Raw genomic sequence first — 20784 nt, forward strand, 5'->3', positions numbered from 1 at the left:
CGCCAGCAATATACCAAAGTAGGCCAGCCATTGCTTCCGGAAAAACAGCCGTGGTATCAGGTACGCCGTATTGCAGTAAAACAGCAGCATATACACCAGCACAAACACCCAGTAGGGGCGGGAGAGCAGCAGCGCCCACCAGTCGGCATCGGTATGCGGCTGCCCGTTTATAAAAATCAGCGGCAGGCTTAGAAAAATAAGCCAGCCGGTGATATGCGTAAGTACAACAGGTATCTTGCCACGGAACATATACTAAAGGAACGAATATTAAAAATATAAAACAGGCATTGTACCGGCGGGCAAGGTAAAAGTACCGATAAACAGGGCCTGTTCCCTGGTAATCAGGTATTTTTACGCTTTTTGCATTCAAAAAAAAATCGCACCTTGCAACTGGATAGATAAACGTTCCTTTGAGCGGATAAAGCACACCATCACCCCAAAACATCAGCCAGGAGATACTGTACAGGCCCCAAAAAATGTTTCACTAAACCAGTGATCATGTGTCCCATTAATGCTAAAAGTTATATTGGCAAAAAACCGCCGTTCCGCAAGCTGCGCGGCTATGCCTTTGATCCCAGCCTGTCCCTGAAAATGGACACCGCCGCCATTAACAACATCGTGTACAAAGTGCCCTGGGAAACCCTGGAGCCCGGTCCCATAGGGGAGTACGTTGAGGTAATAGATTACGATCCCACCACCGGGAAGTTTTACCGCCCGGTAGACCTGGATGATGATTATATACTGGCGCAGGACGGCCTGGACCCCAGCGAAAGCGATCCGCAGTTTCACCAGCAAATGGTGTATGCCGTAGCCATGACCACCATCCGCAATTTTGAAAGGGCCCTGGGCCGCAAGGTGCTGTGGGAGCCGCGCCGCGATCTTAATTTACCCATAGAGGAAGAGTATGTGCAGCGCCTGCGCATGTACCCCCATGCCATGCGGGAGGCCAACGCTTATTACAGCCCGGTAAAAAAATCGCTGCTGTTCGGTTACTTTGCCTCCACGCCGGCAGATGAAACGCTGCATATGCCCCATTCTGTAGTGTTTACCGCCCTTAGCCACGATATTATTGCACACGAGATCACGCATGCCATACTGGACGGCGTGCATAATTATTATAACGAGCCAACAAACCCCGATGTACTGGCCTTTCATGAAGCCTTTGCGGACATTGTTGCCCTGTTTCAGCACTTCACCTTCCCGGATGTGTTAAAGCACCAGATATGCAAAACCCGGGGCGACCTGGGCGCGCAAAACCTGCTGGGGCAGCTGGCGCAGGAATTCAGCAGCGCCATTGGCGACTACGGCAGCCTGCGCGACGCCATTGGTGAGGTAGACCCTGAAACCAGGGAGTGGCGCCCCAAAGTACCTAACCCCGATGATTACCGCCGTGAAATGGAGCCGCATGCGCGCGGGAGCATACTGGTGGCTGCTGTATTTGAAGCTTTCCTGAGCATTTACAAAAGCCGCATTGCCGACCTGCTGCGCATCGCCTCCAACGGCACCGGCATTTTGCGCCAGGGCGAGCTGCCGCCCGACCTGGTAGACCGCCTGGCCAATGAAGCCGCCAAAGCCGCCGGCCATGTGCTTACCATGTGCATACGCGCCATTGACTATTGCCCGCCCATTGACATTACATTTGGCGATTACCTGCGCGCGATTATTACTGCTGATATGGATATTGTGAAAGACGACAGCCGCGACTACCGCCTGGCGTTTATTGATGCTTTCCGCCGCCGCGGCATTTACCCCGACGGCATTAAGACCCTGAGCGTGGAAAGCCTGGGCTACCCGCTGCAGAACATTGGCTTTATGACGGATAAGCGGGGCACTTTGATGCAGAAGAAAGAGGATGGCGAGAACGATCACCTGAATACAACCACTAAAGAGCTGCTGGCTATTGTGAACGGCTTTTTGCGCGATTACGGGGATGAGATCAAGTATGTGAACGACCGCCGCAGCATATTCTATAAAACAAGAGAGTACATCACCGGCCGGTATGAAAAAGGCCGCCCCGGCGTACCGGGCCTGCATACCCGCCTGAATACAAAGTTTGCGCAATCGGAAGATTTTGCGCGCCTTACCGGCATGGCCTTCGTGGAAAACTACCGGGAGCTGGGCCTGCGCCAGTCCAGCCAGTACGACGGCGCCTCTTTCCAGATACTGAAACTCAGGCTGGTAACCCGCGTAGGCCCTAACGGCTCGCAGATCAACAACGTGGTGTTTTCCCTTATCCAGCGCAGCGGCGTGATATTTAAAGACGGGCAGGTAGCGGGCTACTTTACCCCCAATAAAAATGCGCTGGCGCAAACCACCGACGAAGAGGAGCCCATACCCGAAGGCGGTTTTGAGTTCCGCGGCGGCTGCACGCTGATCTTTGACCTGGACACCCAAACGCTGAAGTACGCCATCTCCAAACCTATTATTGATATACAAAGCCTGGAAGATGGCTGTACGCCGGCCCTGAACTCTAAACGCATACGATGCCAGTACCGCTACCAGAACGGGGAAGCGGATTTTCGCCTGAACGATTATTTCCAGTTCTTCGGCAACGGTTTCCATTACATGACAGAGCCTTTTGCTTTTCTTCACCAACATTAACCGCACCTCATGACCACGCAAATAAAAGGCGCGCGTAAAGTAGCTGTCCGCGCCAAAAATACCACTGCTGCAGCACCGGACCGGGTTTCCATCCGCATGTACTGTTTGGGTACCGGCGACTGCTTTGTGATCAAATTCTTCAGCCGTAAAACCACCTGCTTTACCATGATGATAGATTGCGGCAGCTGTAAAGGCACACCCGCCGCATTTGCGCCTTACCTTAATGAGCTGAAGCAGTACGTAAATAACACCGTAGACCTGCTGATAGTAACCCATGAGCATAATGATCATGTAGACGGTTTTGCCAAGCACCCCGACATTTTTGAGCAGCTGGAAATCAGGGAGGCCTGGTTTGCCTGGACAGAGAACCCCGACGATCCCAATGGCTATGCACAGGAGCTGCAAACCAAACGCGGAAAAATGCGCGCAGCCCTGCACAATGCCATTAACGCGGTTAAAGACCGGCACGAGAATTTAAAGATCGGTGGGCACGGTGAGGAAATGAACAGCAATTTTAACCGCATTATGCTTAACAACAGCGCCGCTTTTATTGACGGGCTGGACACGCTGGCTTCCATTAACCTGCACGGCACCGCAACCGGAGCCGCGCCGCTGCCGGGCATGCGTATTATTAAAGATATACTTATAAAGAAGAAGGTAAAGATCCGCTACCTGAACCCCGGCGATATCGTAAGCCTGCCGCTTTTGCAGGGCGTTAAGTTTAATGTGCTGGGCCCGCCCACCAACCGCGAGTTTATTTTTAAAGATGGCAAGGCCGGCACAGACGTGTACCGGAAAAACCTGACGCTGAACGACAGCGCGCTTTGCGTAAACGCTTTTCTTGCCCTGAATAATTCCGAAAGAAACGATGTGCCTTTTATCAGCGACTACATAGCTGCATACGGGGCAACAGCGGCCATTTACAACAGCCCCGGCAACCAGTGGCGCAAGATCAACGATGACTGGCTTTCCAGCGCCGGTTCGCTGGCGTTGCGGCTGAACAGCCATATCAACAATACCAGCCTGGCCCTGGCTATTGAGTTTGAAAAAAGCGGAAAGGTATTGCTGTTTCCCGGCGATGCCGAGTATGGCAGCTGGGAAAGCTGGCACCAGATAAAAAAATGGGAAAAGAAAGGGCGGGATGGCAGGCACCTTACGGAATGCCTGCTGAACCGCACGGTGTTTTATAAAGTAGGCCATCACCTCAGCTACAACGGCACTGCCCTGGAAAAGGGCATACTGATGATGGAAAGCGAAGAGCTGGCGGCCATGGCAACGCTTGACCGGCGCCGCATTGCAGAAAAGTGGAAGAGCACCATGCCCAACCGCCTGCTGCTGCAGGAGCTCATCAAACGCTGCCAGGGCAAGGTGTTTATCATGGACGAATACCAGCTGTGCAACCGCCCCTCACACCAGCTGGACCCCCATACCCTGGGTAAAAGGGTATATGAAGAAGGGTGGGGAACCGGGCCGGATGCAGGCACCCTGCTGTATAAGCAGTACGCTATTACTAACCTTTAGCCGGCCATACGTTGTTGGTAACATCCGCATCCATAAAAATGCCGCCGTCGATATTCAACGACTGTATTTTCTTTTTGGTGGGAATGCGTACCTGCGCCTGCTGCAGGTTCGCCTGCCATACCCCCGGCGTTTGATGCAGGGTATCTGTGCTGCCGTCGGTATAGGTAATGTTCACATCAAAAGGGGCGGCCATACCGCCGATGTTATCTACCTGTAACGTATACCCCTGTGCGTTAGCTACCGGTTTATGCGCTGCAAGGTCTATATAATCAGGGGAAAAGAACCAGCTGTTCCAGAACCAGTTGAGGTTGCGGCCGGCTACGTTGTTGAACGTGTTAAAGAAATCCCAGGGTATGGGATGTTTGCCATGCCAGCGGTCCATAAAGGCGTGCAGGCATTTTTTGAACAGCGCATCGCCCAGCAGGTCTTTGGCCGCCAGGTAGCCCAGGGAAGCCTTGCCGTATTCATTGTTGCCTAACCCTGCGCCTCCCAATACGTCGCCCGGGGTTATAATGGGAATGTCTTCATCAGCGCCGGGATCGTGTATCCAGTAATCCACGCGGAACTGCTTATACAGTTCTTCCGCCTTTTCCTTACCCTGGTCGTCGCGCCCTATCAGCAGCTCAAAGGTAGTGGCCCAGCCTTCATCCATAAAACCGTAGCGGGTTTCGTTAATGCCCATGTAAAAGGGCATGTAGGTATGCGCAATTTCATGCTCCGCCACAAATTTGGTAAAAGAGGTATCGGGCGTGGAACCGTCGTTGGCCATCATTGGATATTCCATATCCGCATAGCCCTGGAACACCGTCATCTTCTCATACGGGTAAGGCACGCCCGGCCATTTATGTGACAGCCAGCTAAGCGCATGCCGCCCGAAAGATACCATGTGGTGATAATCGGCCGCTGTATCGTTATACATGGCCTGCACGCTGGCGCGGCGTTGGGTGGCGTCGTCCACTACCACGCTGGAGGCGTCCCATACAAAATGATCGCTGATGCCAAAGGCCATGTCCGGGATGTTGCTGGCTTTGAACTGCCAGCTGTTGATGTCATTTTGCGCCGTAACATTTTTGGCCTGCAGCTCCTGGTTGTTTACAATGTGTATGATTTCGCCGGAAGTTTGGGAGGCCTGCAGCCTTTTGGCAAACGCCGGCTGCAGCAGCTTTTCCGGTTGCTGCAGGGTGCCGGTGCCGCACACAATATAGTTTTTGGGCACGTTCACCGTAACGGTATAGTCGTTAAAGTCGCTGTAAAATTCATGGGCATCGGTAAAGGTCATCTGGTCCCACCCGTTGTAATCATCGTACACGGCTACACGCGGGTAAAAGTAAGCCAGGAAATAGGTGGTGGAGTCTATCATGCCTTCGCGGTTGCTGATCAGGGAAACCTGGTAATGCCAGTCGAAGGTAAGCTTCACAGAGTCGTGCGGCAGCAGGGGCATGGCCAGCGGTACGGGCTGCCAGGTAAAGTAACGGCTGCTTTCGCGCCACCGGCGCTGTTCCCCGTTCACGCTAAAGCCGTCGATATGCACGCCGTCTGTAAGGTAATCGGCCGGTGCGCCGCTCTGCCGGGGAGCGCCGGGTTTATGAATGTTCAGGAACAGCTTAATGACCAGGTGCTCCAGCGTATCGGGGCTGTTGTTTATATAGGTGATCTCCTCCTGCCCGCGGATGTTGCGGTCAGGCGGCAGGGCGGTGATGTTGATATTATAGCGGGCGCGGTTTTGCCAGTAGTTTTTACCGGGCTGGCCATCCGCAGCGCGGGTGCCGTTGCGAAAAGCCTGCTTAACATCGCGGGGCATGTAAAGGTGCTGCGCATTTGCATACGAACAGCCGGCTACAGCCAGTATTAATAATAGTGCGTAACGGAACATGAACGATTATTTTGAAACATTTTAGGTGGAATGAAGATATAACTTATTTGCACAGCCGGCAACCTTCACCGCCATTCTGCTGCTTTTTACCGGCGGTTTTCTATCCTTTCGCCTTTTTACGCTTTACCGGTGGCAGGGGTAATGTATGTTTGCAGTGTTATAAGCCATCCAAAATCCTTTTCCGATGAATGAACAATCACATACCCCCATTCTTGAAGTAAGCGGCCTGCATGTATCTTACGGCAGCTTCCAGGCTGTAAAGGATGTTTCCTTTACCGTAAATGCCGGTGAAATATTCGGCTTCCTGGGGCCCAACGGCGCGGGTAAAACCAGTACGCTCAGCGCTATAGAAGGCTTGCTGAAGCCGCGTGCCGGCCGTATTACCGTTGCCGGTTATGATATTGCAGAACAGCCCCTCCATGCCCGCGCTAATATGGGCGTACAGCTGCAGGCCACCAGCTTTCAGCCCGAGCTTACCATTACAGAAATCATACGGCTGTACGCCGGTATTTATGGTGCGCCCATTTCCACGGAGCAGATACTTTCCATCCTGCGGGATATTAAGCTGGAAGATGCCGCCGGCAAACGTTTTGGCCAGCTTTCCGGCGGGCAGCAGCAGCGTGTATCGCTGGTAATAGCCACCATTCACGATCCGCACCTGGTATTGCTGGACGAGCCTACCTCCGGCCTTGACCCGCAATCGCGCCGGCAGCTGTGGGAGCGTATAGAAGCTATCCGCGATAAAGGCAACGGCGTGCTGCTTACCACGCATTCCATGGAAGAAGCGGAAGCCGTTTGCGACCGCATTGCCATTATTGACCACGGCAGGGTAGTAGCCATTGATACGCCGCTGCAGCTGGTAGAGCGATTCCGCCATGAGCCGGAAGTGCTGGGCGCATCGCGCAAAGGAAAAGTTACCCTGGAAGATGTATTTATCGGGCTTACCGGCCGCGAGATCCGTTCATAACCTTAAACTGCTGTTACCATGAAAAATAATATTCCTGCTACTGCTACTGTTTTAAATACTTTATTGCGCGCCGACTTTACCACGCAATGGCGTAACCGCCGTTCCGTATTGCTGGTGTTCCTGGTGCCGCTGGTCATACTTATGTCGTGGAAAGGCTTGGTAGATAAGCTGGGCGGCGCTTTTGTCTTATCCATCTGCATTACCATAGGCCTTACTGCTATAGGGCTGATGGGCTATACCAACTCCGTTGCGCGCGACCGTGACAAAGGTATTTTCCAGCGACTGCGCGTAGCGCCTGTTGCATCGTGGACCATCATGATCAGCCGCCTGGCGGTGCAGATAGCCATGATACTGGGGCTTACCATTGCCGTATTTATTGTGGGCGCGCGTGTAGATAATATTTCGCTTACGCCTGCCGGTTATTTGTTTGGCTTTGTAATGGCATTAATAGGCGGCGCCGTTTACCTGGGCCTGGGGCAAATGATCGTAGGGCTGATCAAGAACCCCGAAACCGTAAGCGCGACTACCCGTTTGGTATACTTTGGTTTTATTATGATCGGTATGTTTGGTGAGCTGGGCATGCTGGGTAAGGAAATTCAAACCATTGTTGTATGGTCGCCCTTTGGCGCAGTAAAACGTATTTTATCCGACAGTCTTGTGCCCGCTCACTGGAATGCCGGCAGCACGCAGGCATTGCTGGCCACCATTGGATATGCCATTCTTTTTTCACTGCTGGGTATTAAATGGTTCCGCTGGAACACAAAATAAAATGGATGAATTAACTGGAAAAACCAGCGATCACCAGTATATTTGCGGCAACTTTGAAACAGGTTGTCGCAATATTATTATTGGCTGGCCTGCTAAGCCAGATGTTCAGTAAAGCACTGATCATAGCTGAGTTTGAGCTGAACAGGGATTACATTGCCAAAAACCTTTGCGTAAACCGCAACAGGCCAAAGATGCACTGTAACGGCCACTGCCACCTGATGAAGAAGATGAAGCAGGAGGAGCACAAAGACCAGGAAAACCCCGAGCGCCGGCTGGAGAACAGGCTGGAGATCATTTGCACCGCGCTTACGCCCTTACGGCTTAACCACACCTTGATTGTTAGTACTATACAATATCCCGTTTTCAAAGAAAATACCTGCACTGTATTTGTTGCAGGTCCCTTCCATCCCCCGCAGGCATAAGCCTTTCTTCACCAGTTATTTTTCAGTTTCAGTAATGTTAGCCAGGTGCTTTGCCATGCATGCACCCGGCGGCCGCGAATTTATTGGCGCTGCTACGGCTGCTTTTAATAGTTGCAGCATTGCCCTGGGGCAGTGCACCAGCGCACGATGATATGACGCATATGCGCACTAGGCATCGATATTGACAGGTGCATTCATGGCTGCTTTTGAACGCTGCCACTGAGCATTGCCAACTACCGTTAACATTACCATTGCTGCTGTATGCTACCTGCATACAACCGTTTTCCGGCGCTGCTTTGCGCTGGAAACAGCTACCTGTTCTTTTACCTGAAGCACTACTCAAATGAAAAGGGGATTATTGTTTTTAATACTAACATGCGCAACGCTTACAGCGGTTGCGCAGGACTCAACCGCCATTACCGAACTGCAGCCGGTAATTGTGAGCGCCAGCCGCACGCAGCAGAAAAGAAGCGATGCGCCGGTAGCCATCAGCACCATTACCACCAAAACGCTGCAAGATACCAAAGCCAACCGTTTAGACCAGCTGCTCAATAAAGTAAGCGGCGTATTTATGGTAAGCCTGGCCAATGAACAGCACGAAATGAGCATCCGCCAGCCCATGACTACCAAAAGCCTGTTCCTTTACCTGGAAGATGGTATTCCCATCCGCACTACGGGCCTGTATAACCACAATGCCCTGCTGGAAATGAATATGGCGGCTGCAAAGCAAATTGAGATCATCCGCGGGCCTGCATCGTCGCTGTACGGGGCAGAAGCAGTAGGCGGCGCGGTAAACATTATAACGGTTGCGCCGCCGCCGGTAAGCACCGGCATGGTAAGCCTGCAGGCCAATAACAACGGTTACAAACGGGCCGACATACAGGCCGGCAGCACCTTCGGCAAATGGGGCCTGGTAGTAAGCGGCTACTATGCCAACCGGCACAACGGCCCCGTTGATTACAGCGACTTTCATAAAACAGCGGTTACCCTGCGCGCCGATTACAAGGCCGGCGACAGAACTACCTGGAGCAGCAGCATCAGCTTTATAGATTATTACAGCGATATGACCGGCTCACTGGACAGCGCGCACTTTGCGCAAAAGAACTACTCCACGCCTTACTCGTTCACCTACCGTAAAACTACGGCGCTGCGTATACGCAGCGGCATTACCCAGCAGTGGAACGATAACAGCCAAACGCAGGTAACCGTTATGTTCCGCGATAATTCGGTAAAGCAAAACCCATCGTATTACATTGCCGACAGCCGCACCAATCCGCTGCTGGCCAACGGGCAGCTGAACAACAGCTCTTTTAACAGCTACCTGCTGGTAGCCCAGCACCAGCAGCAGTTTAAATGGATGGGCAGCAAGCTGATAGGCGGCATTAGCGCAGACATTAGTCCCAGTACGTATGTAGCAAGATATATACAGATCAGCAAGGATGGCAAAGGCAATTATGTGAGCTACCAGGCTCCTGACTCAACCCTCAGTAATTATGCCACCGGCATTAATAACCTGGCCTCCTATGTGCATTATGAAATGAGCCCGCTGCCGGGCCTGAAGCTGGTAGCTGCTTTGCGCTATGACTTTTACCATTTTGACTTTGATAACCATTTGCCGGCATCCGCCTCTACCGGCGCGCCATCTACCAAAATGGATTTTAACCGCGTTACGCCCAAAGCGGGATTTACCTATAACTACAAAGGCATAGGCGTGTACGCCAATTACAGCCAGGGCTACGTGCCCCCGCAGGTATCTGAGCTGTTCAACAGCGTAAAGGTGCCTTACCTGCAGCCGCAAACCTTTTTCAATTATGAAGCAGGCGGGTGGTTCTCTTTGCTGCAGCATAAGCTGTACGCCGACTGGAGCGTGTACCTCATGAACGGCACCAATGAAATAATTTCCGTACGCCAGGACGATGGCACCTTCCAGAACCAGAATGCGGGTAAAACCCGCCACCGGGGCGCGGAGTATGGCATTACTTACCGGCCCTGCAGCCAGTGGATGTTCCGCATAAGCGCTACCAACGCCAAACATACCTTTACGGATTATGTGGAAAAGGGCAGCGACGTAAGCGGCAATGAAATGAGCGCCGCCCCGCATTTCATTGGCAATGCGGAGGTCATGTACCACCCCGCCTTTATTAAAGGTTTTCGTATAGGCATGGAGTGGCAGCATTTGGGCAAGTACTGGATGGACAATGCCAACACCCGGCAATACAATGGTTTTGACCTGGTGAACCTGCGCATGGGTTATACCTTGGGGCGCTGCGAAGTATGGGTGAATGCCCTGAACCTGTTCAATAAATATTATTCTACATTGGCCAGCAAATCATCTTACGGGTACAGCTACAACCTGGGCGATCCCCGGGAATGGAACGTAGGCGTAGCTTTCAGGATGGGCAAAAAATAACGGAAGCATGAAAAAGAACATATACAAGCTGCACCGCACCTTATCGCTCATTATTGCGCTGCCTGTGCTGCTGTGGGCCATCAGCGGGTTTATGCACCCGTTAATGACCACCATTCGCCCGCAGGTAGCTACGCAGGTATTGCCTGCGCGTGCTATTGATACCACGCATATAAAAACGCCGCTGTCCGCGGCTTTGAAAAAGCATCATATAGACAGCGTTGCCGGCTTTCGCCTGGTGCATATTGATACCACCTGGTTTTACCAGGTGCAGGTGCCGGGCAAACAGGAACCGCTATACTTCAGCGCCATTAACGGCAAGCTGCTGACGGCCGGTAACTGGCTGTACGCCCAATACCTGGCGCGGCAATTTTTAGAAGGAGCGGATGGAAGCGACAGCGCTGCTGCGCCGGTAGCTGCTGCATCTTCGCCTGAAGCGGGCGCCCTGCACGACTGCTGCGATGCCGCTACCTCCTGCGTGCTGAACAACGAAAAAGGCAGCAAGGTGCGCGATGCATCCATGCTTACGGCATTTAATGAAGAATACAAGGAAATTAACCGCCTGCTGCCGGTGTACAAGGTTACGTTTGAGCGGGCAGACGGCATCCGCATTTACGTGGAAACCACACAGGACCGCTTTGCCTTTGCCATGGACAACCACCGCGCCCTGTTCGACTGTATTTTCCGCAACCTGCATACCTGGGACTGGCTGAACCTGTTAGGCAGGGCCAAACATTTTGTGCTGGGCTGCATTGCTTTAACGGCATTGATAACGTCTGTACTGGGGCTGTACATTTTCTTTACCACCAAAAGCAAAAAGGCATCCGGCAACGGCCTGGTAAAGGCCCGGCGCTACCACCGTTATACGGCGGTTATAGCATCGCTGTTCACGCTGATGTGGACGTTCAGCGGCAGCTACTACGCTTTTAGCAGGCTGCAACCAGACACCCGTTACAATTACTTTGTGAACGACCATTTTGCCGCATCCGCTGCTGATATTCCATTTGGAAAGCTGCAGCAGAAAGTAGCCGCCCCCATTACCAACGTCAGCATGGTGCGCCTGCCTTCGGGCAACTACTGGCAGGTATATACGAAAGGAAAGCCGGTCATTCAGTATGTGCACACCGGCACCTTTGCTTTGCTGCCCCGGGGCGATGCGCAATATGCCCGCCACCTGGCCGCACAGTTCAGCGGCAACCATGCGGCCGCTGTTACCGGCACCGCATATGTTACAAAATTCACCGACGAATACAACTTTGCAGACAAACGCCTGCCGGTGTGGAAAGTGGCTTATAACACCCGCCATCATGAACGGTATTATGTGGAAACGGCTTCGGGCCGGCTTTCTGTACGTGTTAACGATCTGGACATGCCGCAGGGCTATTCCTTTGCGCTGTTTCATAAACACCACTTCATGGACTGGGGCGGTAAAACCGTGCGTGATATAAGCACGATGTTCTGGGTGCTGATGCAGGTGGTGATGGTAAGCGTGGGATTAACATTGTATGTTGTATGGCGCAGGAAAACAGGAAAGGCGCGGCGCGCGCCTATACATACAGCTCCGCTTAGCGGTAATAGCGTTGCTCAATGATGGCGATGCGTTACGCCACTACCGCTACCATTTCCAGCACCGGCCGGCCCAGGGCTTCGTTGCCGTTAATGGTAATATAAGGCTGCGCGGCAGACCGGGTAATGCCTTTGGTAAACAAACGCCAGGCGATTTCGCCGTCAATCCCTACTGCTGTACTTACAATAGCTGCAGGCGTATCAGCAAGCAACTGCCAGCTGCCTGCATGCTGCTGTAAATACCAGCTGCCGCCGCCGGGACCTGTAACCGTAAACTCAATAAGGGTACCCGGCGGCGCTGTGGTGTGCCGGTAGGTATACGGCAATGCCCGCATAAATGTGTCCAGCAGCGGGTAGTATAGTTCGGGTGTCATTAACGGGGCTGTTTGCCCTACTGCCAGGCGTATCTGCTGCTGGTGGTGCCATATCTCCGTATATTCCCTTGCAATATGAAACCAGTTGGCCGACCGTTCCTCACCGGCCCAGCTTACGGCAAATATGGCGTTTTCAAAGGGCGGCAGCGCTTTCATGAGCTGGTGCACCTGCGGTAAGCTTTGCTCCAGCCACTCAATAAGAATAGCGGGGCTTAGCCGCCTTGCAGCGGTTATCCAGTTGTTATTCAGCTGGTTCACATAATTCACCAGCGCCTGGTTAGTGTCAATAACCGGTACGCCGGGCGGCGTGTAATGATCGCGGTACATACTGATGTTGCGCAGCTGTACATCTGTAATATGCGCGGTAATATCTTTTACTGTCCAGCCTTTGCATATTGTTTCCAGCTGCCAGTCGGCTGCGGTTAAGCTGTGCAGCAGCGTAAGCAGGTGCTCATGCAGAATAGGGAAGAGGTGGATGGTATTGATGGGTGGCATAAAATGGTAGCTGGTGTAGGATAAATGTACTGATATTTCATTTTAGCGTTTCAATACAGTATTCTTTGTCCAAAGTTTTCAATACGGTTATTAACCTTCATTTCAGTGTGCTTTGTCCAAAGTTCCAATTCCGGCCTGCACCCGCCTGTTTGAATGGCTATCGGGCATTATCAAGCGTACAGGCTTTAAGTCAATAATTATACGTTACCTGTCGTGTCACGCCGGGCAAAGGGCCGTCATTTGGAACTTTGGGACAATGTGCCACAGGTAAATAGTGGTCATGGATGGTCATTGATGATCATTGCTGTAAACGGACAACATTATTACCAGTTACATCGCCCCGTTACACTGCCATACTAATTACATTTCGCTTGCAGGTTCAAATGACGGCCCTTTGCCCGGCGTGATGCGCTTGATGCCGGTTAATAGTGTTATCCAATTTCATACGCTTTGTAAAGCTAAATAGCAGCATAAACAGGCGGGTGCAGGCCGGAGTTGAACCTGCAAAGAAAGTAGACTAAAATAGCTATGGCAAATGACCGGCATAAACCGGCCTACCATCACGCCGGCCCGGTATAATGCACCTGTACCAGTTTTGCAATCGCATCACGGGATGCGGCAGCATCCTGGCTGGTATCTTCAATCTTCTCCACATGCTCCGCCAGGGTTTCGTCGTTTACGTGCTCACGTATCCAGGTGGAGTAATCGTGCCGTTGCAGGTGATACATCCAGGTTTCATTATCCAGCCCTTCTGCTATTTCAACAAAGCGGTGCAGGTTGCTGGCTTTCAGGTGCAGCTTGCCTTCAGGGCCGGTAAAGAAAAAGCTGTCGGGGCCCATGTCGCCGATGGCGTATTTGCGTTTGTGGCGCTGCAGCACCTGGTGGGGAACAAGGGTGCGCACCAGGAACGGCGCTTCGCCTGAAGGGCGGTGCCATACCAGGGTTTCGCCTTTTTGCAGGGCAGCCGCCGGCAGGGCGGGGAGGCGGGTGTGAATAGCCGCAGCATAGCTGTTCAGCGTTTCATGCGGCGCTTCGCCTACTGCCATAATAGTGGTGGCATTGTCAAGCAAGGATTGATGCAGCAGCTCAGGGCGGGGCGTAATAGCCACAAAGTTGGTAAAGGCTTTCAGGGAGGTAAAGGCGTGGGGGTTGGCTGCCGCAGGCGCCAGGTGATGCGCTTCATCCAGTAATATCCAGTGCGGGCGGCCTTTGCGCTGGCGCAGGTCCTGCAGGGCGGCAAGCAGCTGTTCAAAAAAGACGGGCTTTTCTTCCATGGATAATGCCAGCGTGCATACCACCACGCTTTCATGCGGTTTTTCCAGCAGCTGTATCAACGGCTCAATGGCAGGCGGCTGCTTTACATCGCCAATAGTTACGGTGCCTTCCAGCTCAAGATAATCGCCCTCAGGATCTATCATCAGGAACTGGTAGCCGTGTTGTAGCAATATCTCCATAAAGGCGGCGGTGAATGTGGTTTTTCCGCCCCCACTGGTGCCAGCCAGTATAATATTTGTACCGTAAGGCGGTATCATAAAGGGGGCATTATCATAGCGGTCGCCCAGCGGCAGGTAATGCCGTTGCAGCAGCGGGTCCAGCTCCAGCAGGTCATCAGCCTGCAGGCGGGCAGCCAGCTGCATTACACCTGCGCCGTGATCGCCCGGTGTGATCCAGTCGCTGATCTTTTGCAGGGCCGGCAGGGCATTGGCAACACTCACGGCGCACTCCGCCGCCTGCAGCATGGCCGTATCGTTTTCCGCATCGCCTATGGCTACTACGTTGTGCATGGAAAAGCCCATGCTGTCCAGCGCGGCAGCCAGTCCTGCGGATTTATTAATGCCGGGCGGCAGCACCATTACAGCGCCTTTGTTAAAAATGATCTGCCGTTCTATACCAAATTGTTTGATTACTTCCAGCACCGTGCCCTGGTATGGCTCCCAGGTGGCAACAATTACGCGGCCGGCCGAAAGGGGCGTTACGCCGCGTTTGCGCAGCTCCTCAATAAAGGCGGCGGGCGGCGCTTCGCCCAGGGCGGTTTCTTCCAGGGTGGACGGGTTGTATACCAGCGCCCCATTTTCCGCTACAATACGGTCAAACAGGGTATGTTCGGGAAAAATGGCTTTCAGCTCATCCAGCTCACGGCCGGTTACCAGCAGCAGGGTGCGGCCCGTGGCTTTCAGCGCTTTAATGGCCGATATGGTTTCGCCGGTCACCCTTCCGTGGTGGGCCAGGGTACCGTCATAATCAGTGGCTAATACATAGTATCTCATGCCAGCGTAGGTACAGTAATTATACCAAAGGAAGCAGGAGGTAAGAAGTATAAATATTACTATTTTTGCTATCTACATTTTATTATGAGTGCAGCTAAAGGAGCAGTTACCGGTAATAACCGCATCATCATCCAGGAATGGGTGCAGCTATATGCCGATGGTATGTACACCTGGGCCTATTATAAAACATCTGATAAGGCCCTGGCGGAAGACCTGGTGCAAGATACCTTTCTGGCTGCCTTGCAGGCTGTTGATAACTTTAAGCAGGATAGCCAGCCCAAAACCTGGCTGTTCTCCATCCTGAATAACAAGATTATTGACCACTTCAGGAAACAATTCCGCAACCCGGTTGTTAACGAAGCAGACAGCGGACTGTCTTTTTTCTTTAACAGTGATGAGGAGTGGTACCGGGAACGCCGCCCGCAGGAGTGGGGCACTACGGATGCGCACATACTGGACGATCCTGATTTCCGTAAAATACTGCAGCATTGCATGCACCTGCTGCCCGGTTCCTGGCTGGCCGCAGTGAAGCTTAAATACCTGGAGGAAAAAGACGGGAAAGAAATCTGTCAGGATTTGCAGATAACGCCGTCTAATTTCTGGCAGATCATGCACCGCGCCAAGCTGCACCTGAGAAACTGTCTTGAAAATAACTGGTTTAAAAAGTAGAACGGATTATGAAGCGGGTGTTACATATCATATTGCTTTCCTGTACCAGGGCAACAGAATTGATAGAAAAGGATATTTATTTTAAACTGTCTGTAGTAGAAAAAATACAGCTGACCGTACATGCCGGTATCTGTGGCATGTGCCACCGCTACCGCAAACACAGCCGGTTGCTGCACCAGTTAATGATAAAGCTGCATTTACACGACCACGAGCATGAACCACCCCCCATACCCGGTGAACAGGAAAACATGGCCGGGCTAAAGGAAAAGATCATCAGCCGCCTGGAAGAAAAATAAAAAACCAGGATGCCTGTGTCAGGTTGATATTACTGTGCCGGATACACGGTAAAGATTTCATCACCTATAAAACTGACAACGATGGAGAACAAAAAGAAAGTACTGCTTACCAGCTCGCTGCTGGCCGGCGCCTTACTGGCCACCGCTAACATGCAGGCGAATGCTGCAGACCTTTTCCGTTTTAACAACCTGGGTAACGGCGAAGCCGTAAGAACCCGCCTCATGGACGATGCCGGACACGCACGCACCATGGAGCTGAACTGTGGCGCAAAAAAAGACTCCACCAGCATGAAAAAAGGCAAGGACGGTAAATGTGGAGAAGGCAAGTGCGGCGAAGGCAAATGCGGCGATAAAAAGTCAAAAACGAAAATGAAAAAGGCCGACTCCACCAAGGTAAAGCCCGCAGCCAGGTAATCGCCGGCGGCAGCGGCGCGGCTCCCGGCCGCTGCTTTACCTGCGGCTTTTTATTGGACACATTTAAATTGCTTTATCATGGTAGGAATAGGTTTCAGAAAAGACTTTGCCACCACGCTGCTGCAAAACCCGCTCTTTAATCCCGCGTTTATAGAGGTAGCGCCCGAAAACTGGATCGGTGTGGGCGGCTACTGGAAAAAGCTGTTTCACCAGGCGCTCGAAAAATATCCCCTGTATACGCACGGGCTTTCCCTGTCTGTAGGCAGCCCCGATGAGCTGGACCTGGATTTTCTGCAAAAAGTAAAAACCTTCCTGCGCGATACCAATGCACAGATCTACTCCGAACACCTGAGCTATGCCAAATGTGACAATGCGCACCTGTATGACCTGCTGCCCATTCCCTTTACCGGGGAGGCCGTGCGGCACGTGAGCCGCCGCATCCGGCAGGTGCAGGATTTCCTGGAAAGGAAAATCGCCATTGAGATCGTAAGCTACTACACACCGGTAGCGCCCGAGCTTACGGAGATCGCTTTTATTAACGGCGTGCTGGAAGAAGCCGGCTGCGACCTGCTGCTGGACGTGAATAATGTATATGTGAACGCCTTCAACCACCAGTACAATGCAAAGGCGTTTATTGACCAGCTGCCCATGGATAAGGTGGCATATATACATATGGCCGGCCATGAAAAGGTGGCCGATGACCTGATCATAGACACGCATGGCGAAGCTATTATAGACTCGGTGTATGACCTGTTTGCCTACACCATACAGCGCCTGGGCCGCGATGTGCCGGTGCTGCTGGAAAGGGATTTTAACATACCGGAGCTGGATGAGCTGCAGCAGGAAATGAACCGCCTGCGGCAGATCAAAAATGCATATCTCGAAAACAGTGCCTATGTCAACGCCTGAAACCACTTTCCGCCACCAGTCGGCATTGGCGGAATATTGCCGCACCGGTAAATACCAGGCCATTCCCGGCGTGCGCGGGCAGCATGTTACACATTACCGCCGCCTGGTGTACAATGTGGTGGATGATATGCTGCAATCTGCCTACCCGCTTACGCATAACCTGCTCACCACGCGCGAGTGGAATGCGCTGGTGCAGGAGTTCTTCGCCAGCCATCCCTGCCAGTCGCCGCAGGTGTGGTACATGCCCAGGGAACTGTATGAATATCTTTCATCAAAAGCGCACAAGCTGGAAAAGAAGTACCCGTTCCTGTTAGAGCTGCTTTGGCTGGAGTGGCTGGAGGTGCAGCTGTTTATGATGGAAGACCGTCCTGCTGCTTATACCACCATTGGCCACATAGACACTGATCCGCTGGTGCTGAACCCCGAATATCACCTGCAGCATTTTGAATACCCGGTACATTTAAAGAACGCCAAACAGCTCACGGCTGCCGATAAAGGCGATTATTTCCTGGTGCTGTTCCGTAAGCCCGACAGCGGGGAGGTAACTTTCATGAACCTGTGGCCCGCGCTCGTAGCCATGCTGGAAATATTACAGGAAAGCCCGCAAACCATGCCTGCCCTGGTGCAGCAATGCTGCGCAGCCTGGCAGCTGCCGGTTACTCCCGAAGTGGAGGCCGCTGCGCGCGATTTTGTTTCCCAGGCGCTGAACACCCGGCTGATCATCGGGTTTAAAACCAAACATTAAGGCCCGGCGGCATTAACCCCGCACGCCCTGCAGCGTAAAAAATCAGCAACTAACCCTTAGCTTTGTTATACAAAATTCCTGTATGGCAATACGCATCAACCCTTTTTCCAAAATTAATAATGATACCGGCTTTGGAACCAGCTCCAGCGGCTCGGTAGGGCGTTTTGTGAACCGCGACGGCACCTTTAACCTGCGTAAGGAAGGACGCCCGTTCTGGGACCGGGTAAGCCTGTACCATATCATGCTGAACCTGTCGCCGGTGAAGTTTTTCTGCGCTATTATCCTGTTCTTTATTGCCATTAACCTGGTGTACACGGTTATTTATTTTACACTGTGCGCAACCCAGTTTGCCGGCATTATGAGCCACAGCAGGTGGCAGCTGTTTAAAGAGCTTTATTTCTTCAGCACCGAAACCTTTACCACGGTGGGCTATGGCCGCGTAAACCCGGTTGGCGACGGCGCTAACTTCGTAGCCTCCCTGGAAGCCCTTAACGGGTTCCTGTACCTGGCCGTGTTCACCGGTTTAATATACGGCCGCTTTTCCAAGCCCAAAGCGTTCCTCCTGTTCAGCGACTATGCTGTAATAGCGCCCTACCAGGATAAAACGGGCTTTATGTTCCGCCTGGCTTCCTATAAGAACAACCATACCTTAACAGATGTGGAGGTAAAGGTAACCACCGCGCTGCTGGTAACAGAAAACGGTAAAACCGCTTACAAGTTTTATGATCTGCCGCTGGAACGCAGTAAAATACAGAACCTGCCCATGAACTGGACGGTAGTGCATCCCATTGACGAGAACAGTCCCCTGCAGGGATTGAATGAAGCGGATCTTAAAGCCGCCGACCTGGAGATATATGTGCTCATCCGCGCTTTTGACGATGTATTCTCCAACTTTGTATTAAAACGTACTTCCTATACTTACCAGGAGATAAAGTTCAACCACCGCTTTGTGCCCATGTACCGCGAAACGGGCACCACTACTATCCTGGAGCTGCATAAGCTCAGCGAGTCCGTAGAAGTGGAGGTAACAGTGCCGCAGCCGTTCAGCCCTGTTGATTAAAACAACGTTTTTTTTCATAAATAAACCCTGCCGTGGCAACGGCAGGGTTCATTTTATATGCAGATGGCTGCAATAGCGGCTTACTGCTTTATCTCCAGGCAAACGACCTTTCCATCTCCCGAAGTAGCGATCAATGTTTTTTCATTTACCGGCTGCACGGTATTCACCAGGCAGTTGGAGAACTTGTAGCGCCAGCGCAGGCTGCCATCTTTAGCCGACAGGGCGTATACCACGCCGGATTGCGTGGGTACATACACCACGTTACGGTATTCGTTAATAGGAGAAGGGCATATCTCGTAACCCAATGCCACGGGCGATTTCCAGGTTATTTCCTGGCTGGCGGAGCGGCTGTTATAGGCGATTACAGCACCCTGCATGGTTTTGGCATATACGCGGTTACTGTCTGCAGAAAGGCCCATGGACTCCCGCACCCAGTTGGCCGTGTCGCGGTGCCGCCACAGCTGTGCGCCGGTATTGGCGTCCAATGCAGTCATATAACGGTCCGGCGCTACAATGAATATTTTATTGTCAACGGCCACCGGCCAGCAGGCGGCAGGGGAGTACATGCGGTTATGGGCGCCGTTGTTCCAGGTCCATATGCGTTGGCCGGTATTGGCGTTCAGCGCGTAGAAATCGTTCCCCCAGGAGCCAAAGTACACGCAGTTGTTATAAATCAGCGGTTTGGTTTCCACAAAATTGCGTATGCTGTCAAAGTCCCACTGCAGCTGCCCGCTGCTGATGTCCCATGCACGGCAATGCCCGTCGGAGCCGGCTATGATGGCCATGTTCCTGTACAGGGCGGCGGAGCTTACAATGGCTTTTTGCGTGGCCTGCTGCCAGCGCAGCTGCCCGCTGCGCGCATCCAGGCAGTACACCTGCCCGTCGGTGCAGGGCACTATCACATTATTTCCCTGTACTAACGGTGTGGCATATATTTTCCCTTTTGCATGGAACTGCCATACCGGTTTGCCGGCCTTCAACGTTACGGCTTTAATATCGCCGTTCGTGTTGGTGTAAATCACCTTATCGCCTGTTAGGGCTACGCCGCTGCCAATATCGCCCTGTTCCTGCAGCGTCCACCTGGCATGTACCTGCGGAAATGCTTTGTTACCGTCATAGGAGGGGCGGGGCGGATTAGCCATCCATTGCGGCGCTTCGCCGGTATGCAGGGCCACTGCATGCCAGGCGGGCAGGGTTTCCTGCCCGGGCCTGCGCTCGTTGAACACTAATGAGTCGTGCACCACAGATACCAGGTTGTAGCCGCCGATGGAGGCTTTGGCCCGCAGGTTAGAGCGGCACATGATGCCGGGGATGCCTTCAAAATTGAATTTGTGGTTGGAGTGCCCGTGGCCGCAAAGAATGGCTTTAAGGTTGCGGTCATGGAAACGGTCCAGCACTTCGTACCAGTTGTTCAGCGAGCTGTCTATTGG

Annotated in this window: 18 protein-coding genes; 13 read left to right on the plus strand and 5 right to left on the minus strand. The window is 52.6% G+C overall.

Going from position 1 to position 20784, the window contains the following annotated elements; all coding sequences use genetic code 11:
* Nucleotides 1–249, minus strand: a 249-nt coding sequence (locus tag VFS25_RS17415) for a hypothetical protein (protein ID WP_326463443.1), incomplete at its 3' end; no start/stop codon positions are given.
* Nucleotides 250–498: 249 nt separating this feature from the next.
* Here VFS25_RS17415 and VFS25_RS17420 point away from each other — a divergent pair.
* On the plus strand, nt 499–2601 hold the full coding sequence (locus VFS25_RS17420; RefSeq protein WP_326463444.1) for a hypothetical protein: 2103 nt from the start codon (nt 499–501) through the stop codon (nt 2599–2601).
* 9 nt (nt 2602–2610) lie between these two features.
* Nucleotides 2611–4122, plus strand: coding sequence for a hypothetical protein (locus VFS25_RS17425; protein WP_326463445.1), 1512 nt, complete (start codon nt 2611–2613; stop codon nt 4120–4122).
* On the opposite strand, the gene VFS25_RS17430 is transcribed toward VFS25_RS17425, so the two are convergent.
* Nucleotides 4112–5995 (minus strand): M1 family metallopeptidase, encoded by a 1884-nt coding sequence (locus VFS25_RS17430; RefSeq protein WP_326463446.1) that lies wholly within the window; start codon nt 5993–5995, stop codon nt 4112–4114. The two genes, VFS25_RS17425 and VFS25_RS17430, sit on opposite strands and share 11 nt — an antisense overlap.
* Nucleotides 5996–6179: 184 nt before the next feature.
* Between VFS25_RS17430 and VFS25_RS17435 the strand changes: the two genes are divergently transcribed.
* The 5 genes from VFS25_RS17435 to VFS25_RS17455 all read left to right on the plus strand — a co-directional run bounded on the left by VFS25_RS17435 (nt 6180) and on the right by VFS25_RS17455 (nt 12150).
* Entirely contained in the window at nt 6180–6962 is a 783-nt protein-coding gene (locus tag VFS25_RS17435; RefSeq protein WP_326463447.1) for an ABC transporter ATP-binding protein, read from the plus strand.
* Between the two features lie 18 nt (nt 6963–6980).
* Nucleotides 6981–7730, plus strand: a complete 750-nt coding sequence (locus tag VFS25_RS17440) for an ABC transporter permease (protein ID WP_326463448.1) — start codon at nt 6981–6983, stop codon at nt 7728–7730.
* 53 nt (nt 7731–7783) lie between these two features.
* Nucleotides 7784–8152, plus strand: coding sequence for a hypothetical protein (locus tag VFS25_RS17445; RefSeq protein WP_326463449.1), 369 nt, complete (start codon nt 7784–7786; stop codon nt 8150–8152).
* A gap of 343 nt (nt 8153–8495) precedes the next feature.
* Nucleotides 8496–10562 (plus strand): TonB-dependent receptor, encoded by a 2067-nt coding sequence (locus VFS25_RS17450; RefSeq protein ID WP_326463450.1) that lies wholly within the window; start codon nt 8496–8498, stop codon nt 10560–10562.
* A 7-nt stretch (nt 10563–10569) separates the two neighbouring features.
* Nucleotides 10570–12150, plus strand: a complete 1581-nt coding sequence (locus VFS25_RS17455; RefSeq protein ID WP_326463451.1) for a PepSY domain-containing protein — start codon at nt 10570–10572, stop codon at nt 12148–12150.
* 10 nt (nt 12151–12160) lie between these two features.
* Here VFS25_RS17455 and VFS25_RS17460 read toward each other — a convergent pair whose 3' ends face one another.
* Nucleotides 12161–12994, minus strand: coding sequence for a maleylpyruvate isomerase N-terminal domain-containing protein (locus VFS25_RS17460; RefSeq protein WP_326463452.1), 834 nt, complete (start codon nt 12992–12994; stop codon nt 12161–12163).
* A gap of 560 nt (nt 12995–13554) precedes the next feature.
* The gene (locus VFS25_RS17465; protein WP_326463453.1) at nt 13555–15261 is read right to left on the minus strand and encodes an HAD-IIB family hydrolase; all 1707 of its coding nucleotides are present in this window, start codon (nt 15259–15261) and stop codon (nt 13555–13557) included.
* Nucleotides 15262–15345: 84 nt separating this feature from the next.
* Here VFS25_RS17465 and VFS25_RS17470 point away from each other — a divergent pair, with 84 nt between their 5' ends.
* The 6 genes from VFS25_RS17470 (at nt 15346) to VFS25_RS17495 (ending at nt 19354) form a co-directional block, all read left to right on the plus strand.
* Nucleotides 15346–15930, plus strand: coding sequence for a sigma-70 family RNA polymerase sigma factor (locus VFS25_RS17470; RefSeq protein ID WP_326463454.1), 585 nt, complete (start codon nt 15346–15348; stop codon nt 15928–15930).
* 8 nt (nt 15931–15938) lie between these two features.
* Nucleotides 15939–16226, plus strand: coding sequence for a hypothetical protein (locus tag VFS25_RS17475; RefSeq protein WP_326463455.1), 288 nt, complete (start codon nt 15939–15941; stop codon nt 16224–16226).
* A gap of 81 nt (nt 16227–16307) precedes the next feature.
* The gene (locus tag VFS25_RS17480) at nt 16308–16640 is read left to right on the plus strand and encodes a hypothetical protein (protein ID WP_326463456.1); all 333 of its coding nucleotides are present in this window, start codon (nt 16308–16310) and stop codon (nt 16638–16640) included.
* 78 nt (nt 16641–16718) lie between these two features.
* Entirely contained in the window at nt 16719–17549 is an 831-nt protein-coding gene (locus tag VFS25_RS17485) for a DUF692 domain-containing protein (RefSeq protein ID WP_326463457.1), read from the plus strand.
* Nucleotides 17536–18294: a DNA-binding domain-containing protein gene (locus VFS25_RS17490; protein ID WP_326463458.1), complete on the plus strand. Its 759-nt coding sequence runs from the start codon at nt 17536–17538 to the stop codon at nt 18292–18294. Before VFS25_RS17485 ends, VFS25_RS17490 begins: the two co-directional genes overlap by 14 nt.
* A gap of 82 nt (nt 18295–18376) precedes the next feature.
* A complete protein-coding gene (locus VFS25_RS17495; protein ID WP_326463459.1) occupies nt 18377–19354 on the plus strand; it encodes an ion channel in 978 nt (325 codons plus the stop codon).
* A gap of 80 nt (nt 19355–19434) precedes the next feature.
* Here VFS25_RS17495 and VFS25_RS17500 read toward each other — a convergent pair.
* The coding region (locus VFS25_RS17500) for a PQQ-binding-like beta-propeller repeat protein (protein WP_326463460.1) at nt 19435–20784 on the minus strand (1350 nt) is incomplete at its 5' end.

Source organism: Chitinophaga sp., assembly GCF_035761305.1.
Classification (GTDB): Bacteria; Bacteroidota; Bacteroidia; order Chitinophagales; family Chitinophagaceae; genus Chitinophaga.

Bases quoted from the DNA above. Each gene is read 5' to 3' on its own strand.
- VFS25_RS17420 (WP_326463444.1), top strand. From the start codon at position 499: ATGTGTCCCATTAATGCTAAAAGTTATATTGGCAAAAAACCGCCGTTC.
- VFS25_RS17425 (WP_326463445.1), top strand. From the start codon at position 2,611: ATGACCACGCAAATAAAAGGCGCGCGTAAAGTAGCTGTCCGCGCCAAA.
- VFS25_RS17430 (WP_326463446.1), bottom strand. From the start codon at position 5,995: ATGTTCCGTTACGCACTATTATTAATACTGGCTGTAGCCGGCTGTTCG.
- VFS25_RS17435 (WP_326463447.1), top strand. From the start codon at position 6,180: ATGAATGAACAATCACATACCCCCATTCTTGAAGTAAGCGGCCTGCAT.
- VFS25_RS17440 (WP_326463448.1), top strand. From the start codon at position 6,981: ATGAAAAATAATATTCCTGCTACTGCTACTGTTTTAAATACTTTATTG.
- VFS25_RS17450 (WP_326463450.1), top strand. From the start codon at position 8,496: ATGAAAAGGGGATTATTGTTTTTAATACTAACATGCGCAACGCTTACA.
- VFS25_RS17455 (WP_326463451.1), top strand. From the start codon at position 10,570: ATGAAAAAGAACATATACAAGCTGCACCGCACCTTATCGCTCATTATT.
- VFS25_RS17460 (WP_326463452.1), bottom strand. From the start codon at position 12,994: ATGCCACCCATCAATACCATCCACCTCTTCCCTATTCTGCATGAGCAC.
- VFS25_RS17465 (WP_326463453.1), bottom strand. From the start codon at position 15,261: ATGAGATACTATGTATTAGCCACTGATTATGACGGTACCCTGGCCCAC.
- VFS25_RS17470 (WP_326463454.1), top strand. From the start codon at position 15,346: ATGAGTGCAGCTAAAGGAGCAGTTACCGGTAATAACCGCATCATCATC.
- VFS25_RS17475 (WP_326463455.1), top strand. From the start codon at position 15,939: ATGAAGCGGGTGTTACATATCATATTGCTTTCCTGTACCAGGGCAACA.
- VFS25_RS17480 (WP_326463456.1), top strand. From the start codon at position 16,308: ATGGAGAACAAAAAGAAAGTACTGCTTACCAGCTCGCTGCTGGCCGGC.
- VFS25_RS17485 (WP_326463457.1), top strand. From the start codon at position 16,719: ATGGTAGGAATAGGTTTCAGAAAAGACTTTGCCACCACGCTGCTGCAA.
- VFS25_RS17490 (WP_326463458.1), top strand. From the start codon at position 17,536: ATGTCAACGCCTGAAACCACTTTCCGCCACCAGTCGGCATTGGCGGAA.
- VFS25_RS17495 (WP_326463459.1), top strand. From the start codon at position 18,377: ATGGCAATACGCATCAACCCTTTTTCCAAAATTAATAATGATACCGGC.